The sequence below is a fragment of the Stenotrophomonas panacihumi genome (genome assembly GCF_001431645.1).
Taxonomy (GTDB): Bacteria; Pseudomonadota; Gammaproteobacteria; order Xanthomonadales; family Xanthomonadaceae; genus Stenotrophomonas_A; species Stenotrophomonas_A panacihumi.
In genome coordinates, this window is record NZ_LLXU01000060.1 from 25,584 (window position 1) to 43,886 (window position 18,303).

The window sequence follows — 18,303 nt, forward strand, 5'->3', positions numbered from 1 at the left end:
CCTGCGTACACTGCGCGGCATGACGACGAGTGCCCTGAACGCCTCCGACCCGCGCCGCGCCGAACTGCGGCGCATGCGTGCCCTCGCCACCGGCCTGCTATTGCTGATGCTGGCCGGCTTCGTGCTCAGCCACCTGATGGGCCAGCACGGCGCCTGGGCGTGGGTGGCGGCCTTCTGCGAGGCAGCCACGGTCGGCGCGCTGGCGGACTGGTTCGCGGTGGTGGCGTTGTTTCGCCGGCCGCTGGGCCTGCCGATCCCGCACACCGCCATCCTGCCGCGCGGCAAGGACCGCCTCGCCGATGGCCTGGCGGTGTTCGTGCGCGACCACTTCCTCGCGCCTGACGCGCTGTTGGAGAAAATGCGCACATTCGACCCGGCCACGCGCCTGGCGCAGTGGCTGGCGCAACCGACGCAGGCGCGCATGCTGGCCGACATGGGGCGTGGCTGGCTGCTGCAGGCGCTGGACCTGCTCGACGAGCAGGCGGTGCGGCGCGCGATCCAGCGCTTCGTGGTCGAACGCCTGCGGCAGTGGAACGCGGCGGCCACGGCCGGCGACGTGCTCGGCCTGCTCACCGCCGACGGCCGCCACCAGCAGCTGCTCGACGAAGCGCTGCAGCGGCTGGGCCGTTGGCTGGACAACGAGGCGGTGAAGGCGCGCGTGTCGCAGTTGATCGTGCGCTATGCGCGGCGCGAGTGGCCCAAGCTGATGGACACGGTGGACTGGGTGAAGCCGGTGGAGGAGATCGGCGACAGTCTCGCCGAGCGCCTGGCCCGCGCCGCGCTGGAAGAGCTGCAGGAAGTGCTGACCACGCCGCAACACCCGCTGCGCCAGGATTACGAGCGCTGGCTGCAGGCCTACGTGGTGCGGCTGCGCGAAGACCCGCAACTCGCTGCGCGAGTGGAGGAGCTCAAGCAGCAGGCCATCGACCACCCTGCCCTGCAGGACTACATCCAGGGGCTATGGGCGCGCATCCACGCCGCGCTGCGGCAGGACCTGGAGCGCGCGGATTCGGGCATCGCGCGTCACCTGGAGCAGTCGCTGCAGGGCTTGGCGCAGGCCTTGGCGCGCGACCCGGCGCTGCGCGAGGCGCTCAACACGCACATGCTCGACGCGGCCGAGCGCCTGACCACCCGCCTGCGCAGCTCGGTCACCGAGCACATCGCCTCGACGATGAAGGGCTGGGACGAACGCCACCTGGTGGACCAGCTGGAGCTGAGCGTGGGCCGCGACCTGCAGTACATCCGTTTCAACGGCACGCTGGTGGGCGGGTTGATCGGGTTGCTGCTGCATGCGTTGTCGGTGGGGTTGCCTGCCGCCTAGCGGCGGATCCGGGTGAACTCCGAATATTCCCAATGGCGGATTGCCATGACCGCGCTGCAGCCATCGCGCGCGTCCAGCGGCAAGGTGGCGTCCTTGCGCGCCAGGACGTCGAACTCGCGGGCCAACCGCTGCAGCTCGCCCGCCATGTAGCGCATGGAACCGTGGGAGAGCATGCCGGCCATGAAGTGGAAGCCATCCACGGGGCGGTCGAAGGGCGCGGCGAAGAATTCAGGCAGGATGCGCGAGATGAAGTAGCGGTGCACCGGGCCGTCCTTGCGCCATGAAAAATTGCGCGCGGTGAGCTTTCGCATACGATCCGGCGGGCGGTAATCGATCAGTTTCATGGCATCGAGCCGCAGGAGCAGCGAGACCAGCGCGTTCTCGTCGAACCGGAACGCCGCGAGGATCTCGTCGAACTTCCAATCGTTGAGCACCAGGTAGGTCACCAGCAGCAGGGGCGTATCGGCGATGAGCTCGGCTTCCTGGCGGTCGTCGAGCTCCTTCAGCAGGCCGCTCCCCTGCTCGCCACGCACCAGGTCGTCCAGGCCGATGCCCAGCACCTCGCAGATCCGATCCAGGCGGTCCAGGGAGAAGTTGCCCCGGCTCAAGTCGCGTTTGACGGTCGGCTCACTTACCCCCAGGGCCATCGCCAGGTCGCGGTAGGTGACGCCCTGCAGCCGAAGCTGTTCACGGATCGCACCGAGGATCAGCTTGGAGCCGGACATGGCAACCCATGGGTGTCGGGAGGCCCGAACGGTATCACCATTTGATACCGTATCGAACGCCGGCTGCGGTCCGCGCAGCGAAGGCTTGTCCTGCGCGACGACGCTGCGCAGGCTCACAGCCACCCCGCCACAGGACCCGGCGAAACATGCAATCGGCAACCCGTTCCGTTCCCCTCCCGTTGCGCATTCTCGGCACCGGTGAGTACCGTCCCTCGCGGCGCATCGAATCGACGCAGTTCGACCAGCGCTGGGGTAAACCCGAAGGCTGGACGCGCCGGCACGTAGGCATCGACCACCGCTGCTTCGCCGGCCCCGACGAGACCGCCTCACGCATGGCCGCGGCGGCCGCGCGCGATGCGCTGGCCCGGGCCGGCGTGGCGGCGGACGAGCTCGATGCCGTGGTCAGCGTAGCCGGCGTCATGGAACAGGCCATCCCTTGTACCGCCGTGCTCGTGCACCGCGAACTCGGCCTGGCCGGCAGTGGCATCCCCGCGTTCGACGTCAACGCGACCTGCCTGGGCTTCCTGGTCGCGCTGGATCTGGTCGCTGCCGCCATGGCGGCGGGCCGCTATCGCCGCGTGCTGCTGGTCGCGGGCGAAATCGCCTCGGCCGGGCTGGACGGTTCCGACGAGGACACCGCCGCACTGTTCGGCGACGGCGGCGCGGCCGTAGTACTCGAAGCCGCCGCACCCGGCGACGACTCGGCCCTTCTGGCTACCCACATGGAGACCTTCAGCGAGGGCGCCGAGTTCTGCCGGGTGCGGGCGGGCGGAACACGACTGCGCGTGGCCGATGACCCTGCCGCCTTCCTGGCTGCCAGCCGCTTCGAGATGTCCGGCCGGGCCACCTATCGGCTGGCCGCACAAAAGCTGCCGGGCTTCATGCGAGGGCTGTTCCAGCGCGCCGGCGTCAGTGTCGGCGACCTCGCCTGCATGATCCCGCACCAGGCCAGCGTCAAGGCGCTCGACCACCTCCAGCGCGCATTGCGCCTGCCATCAGGCACGCTGGTACGCATCCTGGAGACCAACGGCAACCAGATGGCCGCCTCGATTCCCCTCGCGCTGCATCACGCCATCGAGACAGGCAGGCTTCGCCGCGGCGACCTGTTCGCGATGGTGGGCTCCGGCGCGGGGCTGTCATTTGCCGGCGCGGTGCTGCGTTACTGATGGCGCGCATCCTGGTGACCGGGGCTTCCGGGTTCGTCGGTGCGCATGTGGCGCGACGCCTTGCCGCCGAGGGACATGACGTGCGCGCGACCGGGCGCGATGCCGGGCGGTTGCAAGCCCTGGGCAACGCCATGGACACGCAAGTCGCCGATCTGGCGCACGACGACCTGCGTGCGTTGCTTGTCGATCGCGACGTGGTAGTGCATTGCGCCGCGCTGTCCGCCCCATGGGGACGCCCGGAAGATTTCCATCGTGCCAACGTCGAGGCGACCACCCGCCTGCTGGCGATTGCGCGCGCCGGTGGGCTGCGCCGCTTCATCCACCTCGGCTCGCCCAGCATCTACTTCCGTTTCCGCGACCAGCTCGACCTGGGCGAGACATTCTCGCCACCGCATCGATGGATCACCGCCTACGCGCAGAGCAAGTGGCTGTCGGAGGAGCGCGTGCGCGAAGCCGCCGCCAACGGTTTGCCTGCGTTGGTGCTGCGGCCTCGCGCGGTCTATGGCGAGGGCGACCGCGCGATCCTGCCGCGCCTGTTGGCGGTCGCCTCGCGCGGGTGGTTTCCGCTGGTGAACCAGGGGCGTGCACTCATCGACGTGACCCATATCGACAATCTGGTCGGGCTCATCGCGCAGTGCATCGATGCCGACGTCCCCGGCGACGGCCGGGCCTACAACGTCAGCGATGGCGCGCCCGTCCGCGTGCGTGATCTGCTGGAGATGCTGTTCCAGGCACTGGAGAGGGATGTCCGCCTGGTCCCGCTGCCTCGTGCGCCGATGCTGGCGCTGGCCGGTTTGGCCGAATGGCGCGCACGGCTCACCCCCGGTTGCCCGGAGCCTCGCCTGAGCCGCTATGGACTGGGCGTGATCGGCTACTCGCAGACGCTGGACATCGGCCGCGCGCGCCGCGAACTGCACTACCAGCCCCAAGGCGACCTGCGTGCAGGGCTGGAGCGTTATGCACGATGGTGGCGTACCCATGACCTTGCTTGATTGGCGCCTTTACGAAGCCGGCCATTGCCGCCACCCCGAGCTGGCCACGCGGCGCGGGGGTTCACTGCGTACTTGCACGTTCCCCGCGCTGGTATCGCTGCTGCGGCATCCGCGCCATGGCTGGATCCTCTTTGATACCGGCTACTCCGCGCATTTCCTGCGCGCCACGCGGGCTTTCCCGGAACGCCTGTACCGGATGGTGACCCCGGTCCACCTCCAGGAAGGCGAATCCCTGGTCGCCCAGCTCGCACGCGACGGCATTGGCCCTCGCGACATCGCCTGGGTCGTGGTCTCGCACCTGCATGGCGACCATATCGGCGGCCTGGCCGACTTCCCCCACGCGCGCATCGCCTGCGCACGCGAGGCCTGGGATGACCTGCATGCGCGGCCACGCCTGGACGCGTTGCGGCTCGGCCTGCTGCCTGGCCTGGTGGCGGGCGTCGCCCCTCGCTCGTTGCAATGGTTCGAAGACCTGCCGGCGGGGAGCCCCCCTGCCCCGCTCCAGGGCTTCGGTCGAAGCTTCGATCTGTTTGGTGATGGCAGCCTGTTGCTCGTTCCACTGCCTGGGCATGCGGCCGGCCACTACGGCGCGCTGTTCGAGGCGGCCGGTGGCCCGGTGTTCCTGGTCGCCGATGCGAGCTGGTCAAGCCAGGCCATCCGCGACAACGTCCCGCCGCCTGCCGTCGTCACGGGTTGGCTGGGTGACACGGCCGCCTGGCGCGACACGCTGGCGCGGCTTCATGCCCTGCACCATGCGTGGCCTGCCCTGCGGCTCGTCCCGTCGCATTGCCACGAATGGCGTCCGCAACGCGAGGCGGCGCCGTGAGACGGGTGCTGATCCTGGGGGGCCGCGCGCCAGTGGCGTTGGACCACGCGCGGCGCTTCCACGCCCAAGGTTGGCAGGTACATGTCGCAGACAGCGTGCCTTGCCGGCTCTCCACCTGGTCGTCTTCGGTCCATGCGGGTCATTCCATTGCGCCACCGCGCTGGGCGCCGCGCCAATTCGTGGATGACCTCGCGCGCATCGTCCGCTCGCAACGCATCGACCTGCTGCTGCCTACCTGCGAGGAGGCACTCCACCTGTCACGTCACCGCCCTGCGCTTCCCCGTGAATTGCGGGTGGCGGTGGACTACTTCGATCTTCTTTCCGCGCTGCACAGCAAATGGGCCTTCCTGGCGCTGGCGCGCGAGCACGGCATGCCGGTGCCGGAAAGCGCCCGCGTGGGCAGCCTCGATGCGGCGCGCGAATGGGCAGGCGGAGCCGCGGTAGTGCTCAAGCCGGAATTCTCCCGTTTCGGCGTGCATGTCCGGCTGTTTCCGGACGGCATTCCGGCGAACGCGGCGCCGCTGCGGGCGTTGGGTCACTGGGTCGTGCAGTCCCTGCAACGCGGCGATGAACTGTGCTCGTATGCGATCGCCCACCGCGGGCAGGTGCTCGCGCATGCGGCGTACCGCCCCCGCTACCGGCTCGGGCGCAGCGCCAGCTACTACTTCGAGCCGGTGGCGTTTCCTGCCGGCATGCAGGAGGCGGTGGCATCGCTGGTCCGCGGCATCGGCTACACAGGGCAGCTCTCGCTCGACTGGATCGTCGGCCGTGATGGCGTGGCGCGGGCGCTGGAGTGCAATCCGCGCGCGACCAGTGGCCTGCACCTTTTCTCGCGCGAGGCGGCGCTGCCGGACGCGTTGCTGGGCGAAACGGTCGCGCGCCAGATGCCCGCCACAACCCCACGCATGATCGCGCCCGTGATGCTGGGCCCCGGCTTGCTCCATGCGCGACGCCATGGGGCAATCGCGCAGTGGCGTGCTGACTGGCAGCGTGCCACGGACGTCATCACTGCTCCGGGTGACCGCGCTCCGGCGTTGGGAGCGCTCGCCGATCTGGCGGCCTATGCCGGCCTGGCCGTGCGCGATCGCTGCAGCCTGCGCCAAGCCTCCACGCACGACATTGAATGGGATGGCGAGCCACTGGAGCAAGTGCGGTGAGCGACCACGACCGATTCGCAGCGCAAGCCCGCGCCTTCCAGGCGATCCACGAACGGCGACCCGTTTCCTCGTTGATTCCCAACCTCCACGCCCGCGTGGAGCGGATCGAGACGACCGCCGGCCCGTTGCCCGTGACCGTGCACGACAGCCACGCTGGCGATGCATGGGTATGTTCCCCCCGCAGCACCTATGCCGACTGCGCAGCGGAAGAAGCCGCGCGTTACCTGCCCCGTGCGCTCTCGCCCCTCGCCGCCAGCCTCTCCCCCCTGGGCGGACTGTTGTGCGAGGCGACGCGCCTGGACCAGGCCGTCACGGTGAACAACTGGCTGCTCTCCACGAACCTGTATCCCTCCGTGGCCGGCATCGACATATCGGCGATCATCCACGAAGCCGTGCAGCGTTGGCCGCGCCATGCGGTGTGGTTTCGCTCTCTCAACGCACAGGACAACACGGACTGGCTACACGCCCTGCAGCGGGCCGGCTGCCAGTTGGTCGTCAGCCGGCAGGTATGGCTTTACGACGATCTGGCCCAAGGTACACGGCGACATGCGGACCTCAAGCGAGACCTCGGCCTGCTTGCGCGCACGCCACTGGCGTACTGCGACGATACCGGCATCACCGAGGCGGATTACGCGCGCATCGCCGAGCTGTACGCACTGCTCTATACCGCGAAGTACTCGCGCTTCAACCCCATGTATGGCGCGGACTTCCTCGCGCGGTGGCATCGCGCGGACCTGCTGGAATTCCACGGATTTCGCGCCGACGATGGCGTGTTGCAGACGGTGGTCGGATTGTTTAGACAGGGCTGCGTGGCGACGTCGCCAATCGTCGGCTACGACACCGCGCAACCCCGCGCCCACGGCCTGTACCGGCTGGCGACTGCAAGCGCGTATCGCCGCAGCCTCCAGCAGGGTTGGCGCTTGAACTTCAGCGCGGGCGCCGCCGGCTTCAAGCGTTTGCGTGGCGGCCGGCCGGCGATTGAATACAGCGCGGTTTATACCCGCCACCTGCCCAGGCGCACGCGCGCCGCGGTGGCGGCACTCTCGCTGCTCACCCGCCGCCTCGGCGCCCCCCTGTTGAATCACTTCCAGCTATGACCACCTGGCATCCTTCGCTGTACACCCACTGGTATGCAGTGGCGCAGGCTTCGTGCGTCAACGCCCAGCCCGTCGCGCTCACCGTGCTCGATACCCATATCGCGCTGGCACGACTGGGTCCGGATCGCTGGATGGCCTTGGAGGATCGCTGCCCGCATCGGCATGCACCACTGTCGGCGGGCTGCAGCACGGAAGGACGGCTGGCGTGTCCTTACCACGGCTGGGCCTTCGGCCCTGATGGCCGCCTGGAACATGTACCTGGCCTGCCCCCGGGCGCGACGCTGCCGGAGGTTCGCGTGCGTGCATTCCCGGTGCAGGAGCGCGATGGCTTCCTGTGGCTGCGCCCCTCCGCGGAGGGGCTGGAGGCGCCTTCCGAACTGGTGCGCGGCCTGGAAGCCACCACGCGTCGCTTCCAGTGGCAAACGGTGTGGCATGCGCACGTCATCGATGCCATGGAGAATTTCCTCGACCCCATGCATACGCACTTCGTCCATGCCGGGCTGGTCCGGCGCGACGCTGGACGGGTCCGGGCGCGCGCAAGCTTCCAGGGAACGGACGAAGGCTTCACCGTCGACTACGAAGGGCTTCCGGCACAGAGCGGCCTGCTGTACCGCCTGTTCGAGAGCCGCCGCGTGCGCGAGCGCGCACGCTTCGCCGCGCCTGGCAGCGCGCAGCTCGAGTACGGCTACGCCAACGGCAGCCGCATCCTGATCGACCTCCATTTCACGCCACGCGATGCCACCTCCACGCAGGTATTCGTCGCCCTGCACGTGGAGGGCCGCTGGGCGCCGGCATGGGCCGTGCGGTTGTTCGCGTGGCCGTTCCTCAAGCGGGTCAATGACCAGGACGTCCACATGCTGAAGCTGCAAGCCAACAACCTGGCTCGCTTCGGACCCCGCGGAGCTGCTTCGACATCGCTGGACGTGGTGCGCGCGCCGCTGGAACGCTTCTGGCGCGAAGGCCAGCTTCCGGAGCCGACGGCAACACGCACGGTCGAGATGATGATCTAGGCAGGGAGCCTTGCCCCGCCGTCGCGTTCGTCGGCCGTTACGGGGAAGGCCTCACGGATGCGTCAACCGCCAAGCCCGGTGGATCCGCCCGTTCCGCTCGAAATCCGGATCGATGGTCTTCGCGCTGATCTCCTCGCAGCGCGCGAACTCCGCGATCGCATTTTCCTCCAGCTTGAACCGCCGGAAGTTGTTGGAGAAGTACAGCACGCCGCCCATCGCCAGCCGCGCCATCGCCGCGCGCAGCAGGCGCACGTGCTCGCGCTGCACGTCGAAATCCTCCGCGCGCGCGGAGTTGGAGAACGTCGGCGGGTCGCAGAAGATCACGTCGTACTGCGCGCGCTCGGCTTCCAGCCAGGCCAATGCATCGGCCTGCACCAGCTGGTGGCGCGCGCCGGCATGGCCGTTGAGCGCCAGGTTGCGCGCGCACCATTCCAGGTAGGTGCCGGAAAGATCCACGCTGGTCGTCGCGCTCGCGCCGGCCACGGCCGCTTCCACGCTGGCCACGCCGGTGTAGCAGAACAGGTTGAGGAAGCGCCGCCCGCGCGACTGCGCCGCCATCTGCCCGCGCAGCGGGCGGTGGTCGAGGAACAGGCCGGTGTCGAGATAGTCGAACAGATTCACCTGCAGCAGCGCGCCATGCTCGCGCACATGGACGAACTCGCCACGCTGCTCGAAACGGCCGTACTTGCTGCCGCCCTTGCCGCGCTCGCGCGACTTCAGCGCCAACTGCTCCGCCGGCACCTGGAAGACCTCGCGCGCGGCCGCGAGCAACTCGTTGCGGCGACGGCGCACGTCGGCTTCCGGGATCGTCGCCGGCGCGGCGTATTCCTGCACATGCAGGAAGGTACGACGGGCACCATCGGCTTCCTGGTAGACGTCGATCGCCGCGGCGTACTCCGGCAGGTCGGCATCGTAGGCGCGGAAGCATTCAACGCCCTCGCGCGCACGCCACTTCTTCAGCTTCTGCAGGTTCTTGCGCAAGCGGTTGGCCACCATCTGCGCGCCTTCGCTGAGCGCGCGCGGCTCATCCGGCACCTCGCGCTGCGGCGGTGCGATCGGATCGCAGACGATCAGCGCGCATTCGATCGCGCCGTTGAACAGCTGGTAGCGCTTGGCCGCGCGCAGGCCGGTGGCCATGGCCAGCTCCGCGTCGCCGCACAGCAGGCTGGCCTTCCAGTTCGGTACCGCGCGACGCAGCGCGTTGCCCAGCTGCCGGTACAGCGCGGCGTCGGCGGCAAGGCGTTCGTCGTAAGGCGGGTTGCACACGGCCAGGCCGGAGGTTTCGGGTGGCGAGGCGAGCGCGCCCACATCCAGCACGCGCAGTTGCAGCGCGGCGGCGACGCCGGCCACTTCGGCATTCTCGCGGGCATTGGCAATCGCGCGCGGATCCAGGTCGCTGCCATGGAAAGCCGGGCGCAGGCCGGCCCGGCCGATGCGCTCGCGGCCGCGGGCCTCGTTGACCAGCACTTCCCAGGCGCCGCGGTCGAAGCCGCGCCAGCGGCTCGGCACGCGATCCATGTGGCGCTGCAGGCCGGGCGCCACGTCGGCGGCCATCAGCGCGCCTTCGATCAGCAGCGTGCCGCTGCCGCACATCGGGTCGAGCAGGCCGCCGCCGGCGTGGTACGCCTTGGGCCAGCCGCCGCGCATCAGCACGGCGGCGGCGAGGTTCTCCTTCAACGGCGCTTCGTTCTGCGCCTGGCGCCAGCCGCGCCGGTGCAGCGCGCCGCCGCCCAGGTCCACCGACAGCACGGCGCGACCCTTGCGCAGGGACAGGTTCAAGCGCAGGTCCGGCTGTTCGACGTCCACCGAGGGACGCTCCAGCCCGTGCTGGCGCATGCTGTCCACCACCGCATCCTTGACCCGCTGCGCGGCGTAGCGCGCATGGGTGATGGCGGTGCCGGAGACATGCGCGTCCACCGCCACGGTGTGGCCCGGGGAAAGATGCTCGGGCCAGTCGATGGCGGCCACGCCGTTGTACAGCGCCTCCTCGTCAGGGCAGTCGAACTCGGCCAGCGGCCACAGCACGCGGCTGGCGAGGCGTGACCACAGCACGGCGCGCTGGGCGTCGGCGAGGCTGCCCTCGGCATTGACGCCGGCAATGGTGGCGGTCGCCTTGGCAGCCCCGAACGCCGACAGTTCGTCGGCCAGCAGGTACTCCAGGCCCTTGGCGCAGGAAGCGAAGAATTTCACGTGGTCAGCGGATCGATGGGCCCGGCCGTTGTAGCCGGCGGGCCGTGAAGGGAGCGGCGGCAGGCAGGCCGGGCCGCGCGGAGGGGCGCATGTTCGGCCATCGCGGCCGGCAATGCCAGTGCGGCGGGCGCCGGCCTTCAGCCGCCCGCGAGCGCCGGATGCAGCGAAACCTCGGCCAGCGGCGGCAGGCGGTCGCCGAAGGTGCGGGCCAGCAGCGGGGCGCCGTCGAGGGTGAGGCCCGGCTCCGGCGCGAAGCCGGCGGCCTGGAAGAGCGCGCGCGGCGCGGCCACCACCAGGCAGCCGGCCGCGCCGGTGCCTTCCAGCTGCGCCAGCACCTGCCGCAGCAGGGTGCCGCCGATGCCCTGCCCGCGGTGTCCGGGGCCCACCGCCATCGGGCCAAGGGCATGCCACCCTCGCCCGCCATCGGAGAGCTGCACCGGCGAGGCGGCCAGGTGGCCGACGATGTACCCCTCGTGCTCGGCCACCCACGAGGCGGACAGCGCGCTGTCGCGGCGCAGTGCATCGATGGCGGCATGCTCGTCGTGGCGGCTGTCGGGCTGGTCGAAGTAGGCGACCAGGGTCAGTACCTCGATCGCCTCGAAGTCGGCCGGCGCGGCCGGGCGATACACGATGCCTTCCATGCTCACAGCCCGCGCAGCAGGCTTTCGAACGCCTGCGCGGAAGCTTCCACGTGGGCGGCCAGCCGGTGTTCGTCGTTCACCAGCAGCAGCCGCGCCGAGCGTTGCTGGGCCCAGGCGATGATTTCGCCGGCCGGGATCAGTTCGTCGTGCCAGGCATGCACCACGGAGATCGGCACGTCGGCGGCGTCGAGCGCCGGCAGCGGTCCCATGCGCGTGGGCGGCACCATCAGGAACAGGGCGGCGGTGGGCACCTGCAGCGAAACCTGCGCGGAGATGTAGGCGCCGAGGCTGGAACCGCCCAGCACCACCGGCCCCTTCGCGGCGGCGAGGCGCGCGCGGTCGAGCAGGCGTTGCCAGCGGGCCTCGACGTCGCCGACGACGCTGACCTCGCGGCGTGCGTCCAGGTCGGTGTAGTCCGGGCGCTCGTGGGTCCAGCCCAGGCGTTCGGCGACTTCGGCCAGCGCGGTGACCTTGGTGGCGTCCGGGCCGCTTTCGAAACCGTGCGACAGAATGCAGTGACCGCGGCTCACAGCGCCTGCACCTCGTCACCGACATGCACGACGCCGCCGCGCACGATGCGCGCGCACAGGCCGCCATGGCCGCGCATGGCGTTGTAGCCGCCCGCGCCGAGCGCGTCCTCCATGCGCGAGCACGGATCGCACGGCTCGGTGCCTTCCAGCTCCACTTCGCCGATGCGGAAGCGCCGGCCCTTCAGCGCGATCAGCGGAATGCCGGAGACCACCAGGTTGCGCCGCAGCGTGGCGGGGGCGACGGCATCGTGGCCGGACAGCGCGGCGATCGCCGGCAGGTGTTCGGCCTGGATCAGGGTGATGCCGCGCTTGCCGCTGCCGCCGGCGTAGCGGTCGCCGGCCAGGCCACCGCCGGTGGACGCTTCGGCTTCATCGACCACCTGCATCGGCAGCGCGCGCGAAGGACGCAGGCCGATCCAGTCGACGCGGCCGCGTTGCGGCAGGTTCGCCATCAGCTTGGCGAGCGGGCTTTCGGGATTCAGGGGCATGGCGTGAATGCTAGCATCCGCGCATGCCGACACCGCCCTGGATCCACTCCGCGCCCCTGCCTTACGAAGCCCAGCTGGCGCTGCGCAAGCCGGGTGACATCACGCTGGTGGTGATCCACTGCACCGAGCTGCCGGACCTGGCGATGGCGCGCGAATACGGCGAGCGCGCCCTGTACGAGAACGGCACCGGCAACAGCGGCCACTTCTACATCGACCGCGACGGCCACGTAGCGCAGTACGTGGCACTGGATCGCGTCGCCCACCACGTGCGCGGGCAGAACGCGCATTCGCTGGGGATCGAACTGGTCAACCGCGGGCGCTATCCGCACTGGCTGGACTCGCGCCACCAGGCCATGGACGAGGACTATCCGGAAGCGCAGCTGCGGGCGCTGGAAGACCTGCTGCGCTGGCTGCGCGCGGAGGTGCCTTCGATCAACGCGATCGCCGGTCACGAGGCGCTGGATACCACCCTGGAGGCCGCCACCGACGACCCGGCCGTGCAGGTGCGGCGCAAGCTCGACCCCGGCCCGCGTTTCCCGTGGCCGCGCATCCAGTCGGTGTTCGACGGCGCAGGCGGCTGACCCGCCGCGCTCAGTTGGCGATATAGGTCTTCTCGCCGGCGTTGACCGCCAGGTCGAGGCGATTGGCCGGCGGTGCGATCGGGCACACCAGGTGGGGCGTCAGCGCGCACGGCGGGTTCTCGGCGCGGTTGAAGTCCAGCACCAGCGTGCCATCGGCGGGCGGCTCGACGAACAGGTAGCGCGCCCCGCCATACGTCTCCTTGCCGCTGGTGCGGTCGGAGAAGATGAAGAACAGCTTGGTGTCGTTGGGCTGCGTCACCGGATGCAGCCGGTACTGGTGGCCGTCGCGCTCGAACACCGCTTCGCCGGGAATCCACGCCGCCAGCGGCGTACCGATGGACGTCAGCAGAGTGATCGGCTTTGGCTTGGCATACGGTATCCAGCGCGCCTGTACCCGCCAGCGCGGATCCACCGGGAAGTGTTCGATTTCGGAGAGTTTGTGCCGCATCGGCGCGTCGGGATCGCGAAAACGCCAGCCGTACACCGGGCCCGTCCGCACGACGTAGAACTGGCTGCCGCCGACATCCAGGCGATCGGCCTTGCGGCCGGCCTCCTCGGGCACCAGCTGCACCTGCGCGACCGGCTGCCCGCGCAGGCGCACGTCCACGCCACGCGCGGCCTCGAAACGGATACGCCCTTCTTCCACGGTGAGCAGGCCCAGCCGCGGCGGACCGGAGGACAGGCCGATGTCGTTGTCGGCGGCGGTGCCGACACGGTAGCTGCCGGGACGCAGGCGACCGGAGCCGGTGTAGCTCAGCCAGCCATCCGGCGCGCGCAGGGCATCCAGTCGTGCCTTGCGCCATTTCTCGATCTGCGCGCTGTAGCCATCGGCGTCGCGGGCACCCAGCAGCGCGGACGCCGACGTCGCGGTCCCCGCGCCATCGGAACAGGCTGCCATCACCATCGCCAGGCCGCACACGGCCCACGCCCGCCAACGCATCGCACCGCCCCCGAGATCCGCGCCGGCCCATGCCGGCCGCGGTTGCCTGTCCCTATTGTGCCGCAGACGGGACGTCCCCGGTCGCGATCGGGCGTGAAGGGTCACTGATCCAGCCACTCCATGACCCGGCGTAGACGCGGGCGCCGTGCAGGCCGGCTGCTTCCATCGCCAGCAGCGTGTGGCAGGCGGTCACCCCGGAGCCGCACATCAGCACGATCTCGGCCGGCGCATGGCCGCCCAGGCGCGGCAGCAGGTCGGCGTGCAGCTGCGCGGGGGGCAGGAACCGGCCGCCCGACAGGCTCAGCGGCAACGGCCGGTTGATCGCGCCGGGCACGTGGCCGGCCACCGGGTCGATCGGTTCGGCCTGGCCGGCGAAACGTTCCGGCGAACGCACGTCGATCAGCCAGCCGGGCGCTTCACCGGTGCGACGGCCGACCTCTTCGGCATCGGCCACCTGGGTCATGTCGAACGTCCCCGGGTACGCCGGCGCATGCGGATAGGCCGACGCCTGCGTGCTTTCGGCCAGCCCGGCGGCCCGCCACGCGGCCAGCCCGCCATCCAGCACCGCCACCCGCCGATGGCCCAGCAGGCGCAGCAGCCACCACAACCGCGCGGCGGCCATGCTGCCGTCGGCGGCGTCGTACACCACCACCTGGCTCTGCGGGGTGATGCCCCAGCGGCCGAGCGCGGCGGTGAAATCGGCGACCTGCGGCAGCGGATGGCGGCCCAGGCCCGGACGCGAGAGATCGGACAGTTCGCGATTGAGATCGGCATACACCGCGCCGGGCAGGTGCGATTCGGCATGCGCGCGACGCCCGAAATCCGGGTCGTCCACCGTGGCCGGCGCGAAGCGCGCGTCGACGATGCGCAGGTCGGCATGGCCGAGCGCGGTGGCCAGCGTGGCGGGGTCGACGAGGGTCTGCCAATCGGTCATGCGATGTGCTCCAGGCGGCGACGCAGGTTGAGCAGGATGGCGGCGGTGGCGCCCCAGATGCGCTGCCCGGGCCAGGCGTATTCCAGTACCCGGCGCGGGCGCCCGCGAAATTCGATGTCGATGCTGCGCAGGTTGCCGGGGTCCATCAGGTAGGCCAGCGGCACTTCGAACACCTCGGCCACTTCGTCGGGCTGCGGCACCGGCACGAACGCCGGGTCGATCACCGCCACCACCGGCGTGACCCGGAAACCGCTGACGGTGAGGAACGGATCCAGATAACCCAGCACGCTGGCCTGCGCGGGCGCCAAGGCGATCTCCTCGCAGCTCTCGCGCAGCGCGGCGGCTGCGGCGCTGGCATCGGAAGGCTCGACCCGCCCGCCGGGAAAACTCACCTGCCCGGCGTGGTGGCGCAGCGTGTCGTTACGCCGCGTCAGCAGCACGCGGGTGCCATCGTGGCGAGGCACCAGGCCGGCGAGCACCGCCGCTTCGGCGGACACGCCACCGGCGAGCACATCGACGAGATCATCGTGGTTCCAGCCCGGCCCGGCGGGCGCGACCTGCGGCGGATACAGCGCGCGCACGAGCAGGTCGCGCTCGGGCAGCTGCAGGTCGAAACGCGAGGCCGGCGCGCGCGTAGGCAACACCTCATCCATCAGGTGGCGACGTTCGGCCTCGCTCATGTCGGGCCACCGCGCGATTTCATCCAGGCTGCGGCGACACCGGCGACACAGGCGCTCGGCATCGAGCGCGCACTGGCCGACGCAGGGGGAAGCCACAGCATGATGCGCGCGATCCTTGGAAGCAGACACTCAGCGAGCGTAGCGCGAAATCGTTTCCGCGCCCATGGTCGCTTTCGACGGCCGCACAGATCGCGGGATGTTCCGAGGGCGTCCGGGGGCAGGCGCCGCGCGACCAGGCCACGCTTTTCAAGCGGACAAAAAAAGACGCCGACCTCTCGGCCGGCGTCTCCCACTACTTGCCAAGCAAAAAGCGCGCTTACTTCACGCTCACCAGCTTGATCTCGAACTGCACGGCCACGTTCGGCGGGAACGGGGTACGCGGATCGGCGCCGTAGGCCTTCTCCGGCGGCAGGGTGACTTCCCACTTCGAGCCGGCCGGCATCTGCAGCAGCGTGTCGCGCATGGCCTGCATCTCGACCTGGCTCAGCTTCATCGCCGGAATCTGCTGCGCCGGGCGCGGCTGCGCCGGACGCTGGCCGTACGGGAACGGACCGGCCACTTCCAGCTGCACGGTGCTGGCCTGGGTCGGCTTGGCGCCGGTGCCCTTCTCCAGCACTTTGTACTGCACGCCACCCGGCAGAACCTGCACGCCGGCGGCGGACTTGTTCTGCGCCAGGAACTGGTCGCTCTTGGTCTTGTTCTCGGCGGCGGCCTTGTCGTACTCGGCCTTGGCCTGCTGGGCACGGGCCTGCTCGCGCTTCTGGAACGCCTCGACGGCCGGCTTCAGCTGGTCGGCGGTGATCGCCGGCTGCTTCTTCGCGTACGCGTCCTGCAGGCCCTTGATGACCGAGTTGATGTCCAGCTGCTCACCACGGCCGGTCAGCTCGGCCAGGTTGTTGCCATAGTCGTAGCCGAAGTAGTAGCTCAGCTTGCCCTTCTCGGACGAGGTGTCCTGGGCCAGCGCATTGCCCGTCAGGGCCAGGGCCGCCACGGCGACCGCGATCGAACGCAACTTCATTGAAAAATTTCTCCAGGGTGGTGGCACAGGACGGGGCTGCCGCCTGAGGTGACGCGCTAGGATAGCGACCGCTTCGAAGGTCCGCTACCAGCGCCGCAAGCTATGACAGGCAAGGGTTTCGGAAGTTCCCCCTTCACTATTTTTTTACTTATCCGGAGGTTCATCCATGTCCGAAAGCGTCCTCGTCGCCACCGCCGAGGGCATTCGCACGATCACCGTCAACCGCCCGGACAAATTGAATGCGCTGGACCAGGCCACCCTGCTCGCCCTGGACGCCGCCTTCGCGCAGGCCGCGCAGGCCGCCGACGTGCGCGTGGTGGTGCTGACCGGCGCCGGCCCGAAGGCCTTCGTCGCGGGCGCGGACATCTCGCAGATGACCGGCCTGCCCGCGCTGGCCGGCCGCGATTTCGGCCTGGTCGGGCAGCGGCTGATGCGGCGCATCGAGCGCATGCCCAAGCCGGTGATCGCCATGGTCAACGGCTATGCGCTCGGTGGCGGGCTGGAACTGGCGATGGCCTGCCACCTGCGCATCGCCGCCGATACCGCCAAGGTCGGCCAGCCGGAAATCAACCTCGGCCTGATCCCCGGCTTCGGCGGCACCCAGCGGCTCCTGCGCCTGACCGGCCGCGCCGCCGCGCTTGAACTGTGCCTGCTGGGCGAGCCGATCGACGCGCAGCGCGCGCACCAGCTCGGCCTGCTCAACCGCGTCGTGCCGGCGGCGGAACTGGAAGCCACCACCCGGCAACTGGCCGAACGCCTGGCCGCCAGCGCGCCGCTGGCGTTGCGCGCGATCCTCGACGCGGTGATCGTCGGCGGCGAATGCGGGCTCGACGAAGGGCTGGAATTCGAATCGGCGCAGTTCGGCCTGATGTTCGCCAGCGAGGACATGCGCGAAGGCACCGGTGCGTTCCTGGAACGCCGCAAGCCGAACTTCGCGGGACGCTGATGGCCAACGTGACACCCGATGCGCGCGCCCTGCTCGCCTGCGTGCTGGCCGACGACCTCGACCAGGCGCTCGCCCTCGGCCTGATGGACTACCAGCCGCAGCCGGACGACGACGCGCTCGACCCGGCGCATCCCGACCTGCCACGGCGCCTGCTCGCCGCGCAGGACCACCTGCGCACCGCATGGGAAGCGCGCGAACGATATCGCCAGCGTGCCGCGCGCCTGGCGCGGCGCGCCGCCGAACGCGACGCCCGCCGCGCGCCGCCGCCGGTGGTGGATCGCCCCGCCGCACCCGCGCTGCCCGCCGCCGCCGCGGCGATCCTAGCGCGCGCCAAGGCCCGCGCCGCCGGACGCGATCCCGCATGAGTGCCACCGCCAGCAAGCCCGCGCGCCGTGGCAAGACATTGAGCAAGGCCGAAGTCGTCGAACTGTTCTCGCGCCTGCGCGAGCTCAACCCGCATCCGAAGACCGAACTGGAATACAGCACGCCGTTCGAGCTGCTGGTCGCGGTGACGCTCTCGGCGCAGGCCACCGACGTGGGCGTGAACAAGGCCACGCGCCGGCTGTTCCCGGTGGCCAACACGCCGCAGGCGATCCTCGACCTGGGCGAGGAAGGCCTGAAGCGCTACATCTCCACCATCGGCCTGTACAACGCGAAGGCGAAGAACGTCATCGCGGCCTGCCGCATCCTCGTGGACCAGTACGGCGGCGAAGTGCCGCGCGAGCGCGCCGCGCTGGAATCGCTGCCCGGCGTCGGGCGCAAGACGGCCAACGTGGTGCTCAACACCGCCTTCGGCGAGCCGACGATGGCGGTGGACACGCACATCTTCCGCGTCTCCAACCGCACGGGCCTGGCGCCCGGCAAGGACGTGCGCGCGGTGGAAGACAAGCTGGTGAAGGTGGTGCCGGCGGAATTCATGCTCGATGCCCACCACTGGTTGATCCTGCACGGGCGCTACGTGTGCAAGGCGCGCAAGCCCGATTGCCCGCAATGCGTGATCCGCGACCTGTGCCGGTACCCGGACAAGACGCAGGCCGCCTGACCGGCCCGCGCAAAAGAAA

Annotated in this window: 20 protein-coding genes; 11 read left to right on the plus strand and 9 right to left on the minus strand. The window is 70.0% G+C overall.

Annotated elements, in window-relative coordinates:
• The first annotated feature begins 19 nt into the window (after positions 1-19).
• Entirely contained in the window at positions 20-1,321 is a 1,302-nt protein-coding gene (locus ARC20_RS06060; RefSeq protein ID WP_057645841.1) for a DUF445 domain-containing protein, read from the plus strand.
• Here the strand turns inward: ARC20_RS06060 and ARC20_RS06065 are convergent.
• Positions 1,318-2,163, minus strand: coding sequence for a helix-turn-helix domain-containing protein (locus tag ARC20_RS06065; protein WP_237642513.1), 846 nt, complete (start codon positions 2,161-2,163; stop codon positions 1,318-1,320). The two genes, ARC20_RS06060 and ARC20_RS06065, sit on opposite strands and share 4 nt — an antisense overlap.
• Positions 2,164-2,192: 29 nt before the next feature.
• Between ARC20_RS06065 and ARC20_RS06070 the strand changes: the two genes are divergently transcribed.
• The 6 genes from ARC20_RS06070 to ARC20_RS06095 all read left to right on the plus strand — a co-directional run bounded on the left by ARC20_RS06070 (position 2,193) and on the right by ARC20_RS06095 (position 8,294).
• The gene (locus ARC20_RS06070; RefSeq protein ID WP_057645845.1) at positions 2,193-3,212 is read left to right on the plus strand and encodes a 3-oxoacyl-[acyl-carrier-protein] synthase III C-terminal domain-containing protein; all 1,020 of its coding nucleotides are present in this window, start codon (positions 2,193-2,195) and stop codon (positions 3,210-3,212) included.
• Positions 3,212-4,204 carry an NAD-dependent epimerase/dehydratase family protein gene (locus ARC20_RS06075; protein ID WP_057645847.1) on the plus strand — a complete coding sequence of 331 codons (993 nt, stop codon included), beginning with the start codon at positions 3,212-3,214 and terminating at the stop codon, positions 4,202-4,204. Before ARC20_RS06070 ends, ARC20_RS06075 begins: the two co-directional genes overlap by 1 nt.
• On the plus strand, positions 4,170-5,030 hold the full coding sequence (locus tag ARC20_RS06080) for an MBL fold metallo-hydrolase (RefSeq protein WP_237642514.1): 861 nt from the start codon (positions 4,170-4,172) through the stop codon (positions 5,028-5,030). The genes ARC20_RS06075 and ARC20_RS06080 overlap by 35 nt, the downstream gene beginning before the upstream one ends.
• A 179-nt stretch (positions 5,031-5,209) precedes the next feature.
• Positions 5,210-6,187 carry an ATP-grasp domain-containing protein gene (locus tag ARC20_RS06085; protein WP_237642515.1) on the plus strand — a complete coding sequence of 326 codons (978 nt, stop codon included), beginning with the start codon at positions 5,210-5,212 and terminating at the stop codon, positions 6,185-6,187.
• A complete protein-coding gene (locus tag ARC20_RS06090; protein WP_237642516.1) occupies positions 6,184-7,284 on the plus strand; it encodes a hypothetical protein in 1,101 nt (366 codons plus the stop codon). Before ARC20_RS06085 ends, ARC20_RS06090 begins: the two co-directional genes overlap by 4 nt.
• Positions 7,281-8,294: an aromatic ring-hydroxylating oxygenase subunit alpha gene (locus ARC20_RS06095; protein WP_081418057.1), complete on the plus strand. Its 1,014-nt coding sequence runs from the start codon at positions 7,281-7,283 to the stop codon at positions 8,292-8,294. The genes ARC20_RS06090 and ARC20_RS06095 overlap by 4 nt, the downstream gene beginning before the upstream one ends.
• Before the next feature lie 51 nt (positions 8,295-8,345).
• Here the strand turns inward: ARC20_RS06095 and rlmKL are convergent, their stop codons facing one another.
• The 4 genes from rlmKL to ARC20_RS06115 form a co-directional block, all read right to left on the minus strand.
• Positions 8,346-10,484: a bifunctional 23S rRNA (guanine(2069)-N(7))-methyltransferase RlmK/23S rRNA (guanine(2445)-N(2))-methyltransferase RlmL gene (gene rlmKL / locus ARC20_RS06100; RefSeq protein ID WP_057645854.1), complete on the minus strand. Its 2,139-nt coding sequence runs from the start codon at positions 10,482-10,484 to the stop codon at positions 8,346-8,348.
• Between the two features lie 137 nt (positions 10,485-10,621).
• Complete coding sequence (locus tag ARC20_RS06105; RefSeq protein ID WP_057645855.1) at positions 10,622-11,125, minus strand: GNAT family N-acetyltransferase; 504 nt, start codon at positions 11,123-11,125, stop codon at positions 10,622-10,624.
• Positions 11,126-11,127: 2 nt separating this feature from the next.
• Positions 11,128-11,655, minus strand: coding sequence for an alpha/beta hydrolase (locus ARC20_RS06110; RefSeq protein ID WP_057645857.1), 528 nt, complete (start codon positions 11,653-11,655; stop codon positions 11,128-11,130).
• Complete coding sequence (locus tag ARC20_RS06115) at positions 11,652-12,143, minus strand: MOSC domain-containing protein (RefSeq protein WP_057645859.1); 492 nt, start codon at positions 12,141-12,143, stop codon at positions 11,652-11,654. The genes ARC20_RS06110 and ARC20_RS06115 overlap by 4 nt, the downstream gene beginning before the upstream one ends.
• 23 nt (positions 12,144-12,166) lie before the next feature.
• On the opposite strand from ARC20_RS06115, the gene ARC20_RS06120 reads away from it, so the two are divergent.
• A complete protein-coding gene (locus ARC20_RS06120; protein WP_057645861.1) occupies positions 12,167-12,724 on the plus strand; it encodes an N-acetylmuramoyl-L-alanine amidase in 558 nt (185 codons plus the stop codon).
• Positions 12,725-12,734: 10 nt separating this feature from the next.
• On the opposite strand, the gene ARC20_RS06125 is transcribed toward ARC20_RS06120, so the two are convergent.
• The 4 genes from ARC20_RS06125 to ARC20_RS06140 all read right to left on the minus strand — a co-directional run bounded on the left by ARC20_RS06125 (position 12,735) and on the right by ARC20_RS06140 (position 16,296).
• Positions 12,735-13,664 (minus strand): DUF1684 domain-containing protein, encoded by a 930-nt coding sequence (locus tag ARC20_RS06125; protein ID WP_057645863.1) that lies wholly within the window; start codon positions 13,662-13,664, stop codon positions 12,735-12,737.
• 52 nt (positions 13,665-13,716) lie between these two features.
• Positions 13,717-14,598 (minus strand): sulfurtransferase, encoded by an 882-nt coding sequence (locus ARC20_RS06130; RefSeq protein WP_057645865.1) that lies wholly within the window; start codon positions 14,596-14,598, stop codon positions 13,717-13,719.
• Positions 14,595-15,407, minus strand: coding sequence for a CoA pyrophosphatase (locus tag ARC20_RS06135; RefSeq protein WP_057645867.1), 813 nt, complete (start codon positions 15,405-15,407; stop codon positions 14,595-14,597). The genes ARC20_RS06130 and ARC20_RS06135 overlap by 4 nt, the downstream gene beginning before the upstream one ends.
• A gap of 187 nt (positions 15,408-15,594) precedes the next feature.
• Positions 15,595-16,296: an FKBP-type peptidyl-prolyl cis-trans isomerase N-terminal domain-containing protein gene (locus ARC20_RS06140; RefSeq protein WP_057645870.1), complete on the minus strand. Its 702-nt coding sequence runs from the start codon at positions 16,294-16,296 to the stop codon at positions 15,595-15,597.
• A gap of 166 nt (positions 16,297-16,462) precedes the next feature.
• Between ARC20_RS06140 and ARC20_RS06145 the strand changes: the two genes are divergently transcribed.
• From ARC20_RS06145 to nth, 3 genes are read left to right on the plus strand one after another with little or no spacing between them, the layout of a single operon-like run.
• The gene (locus tag ARC20_RS06145) at positions 16,463-17,242 is read left to right on the plus strand and encodes an enoyl-CoA hydratase/isomerase family protein (protein ID WP_057645872.1); all 780 of its coding nucleotides are present in this window, start codon (positions 16,463-16,465) and stop codon (positions 17,240-17,242) included.
• Positions 17,242-17,607: a hypothetical protein gene (locus ARC20_RS06150; protein WP_057645873.1), complete on the plus strand. Its 366-nt coding sequence runs from the start codon at positions 17,242-17,244 to the stop codon at positions 17,605-17,607. The genes ARC20_RS06145 and ARC20_RS06150 overlap by 1 nt, the downstream gene beginning before the upstream one ends.
• On the plus strand, positions 17,604-18,284 hold the full coding sequence (gene nth, locus ARC20_RS06155; RefSeq protein WP_057645875.1) for an endonuclease III: 681 nt from the start codon (positions 17,604-17,606) through the stop codon (positions 18,282-18,284). The genes ARC20_RS06150 and nth overlap by 4 nt, the downstream gene beginning before the upstream one ends.
• Positions 18,285-18,303 lie beyond the last annotated feature (19 nt).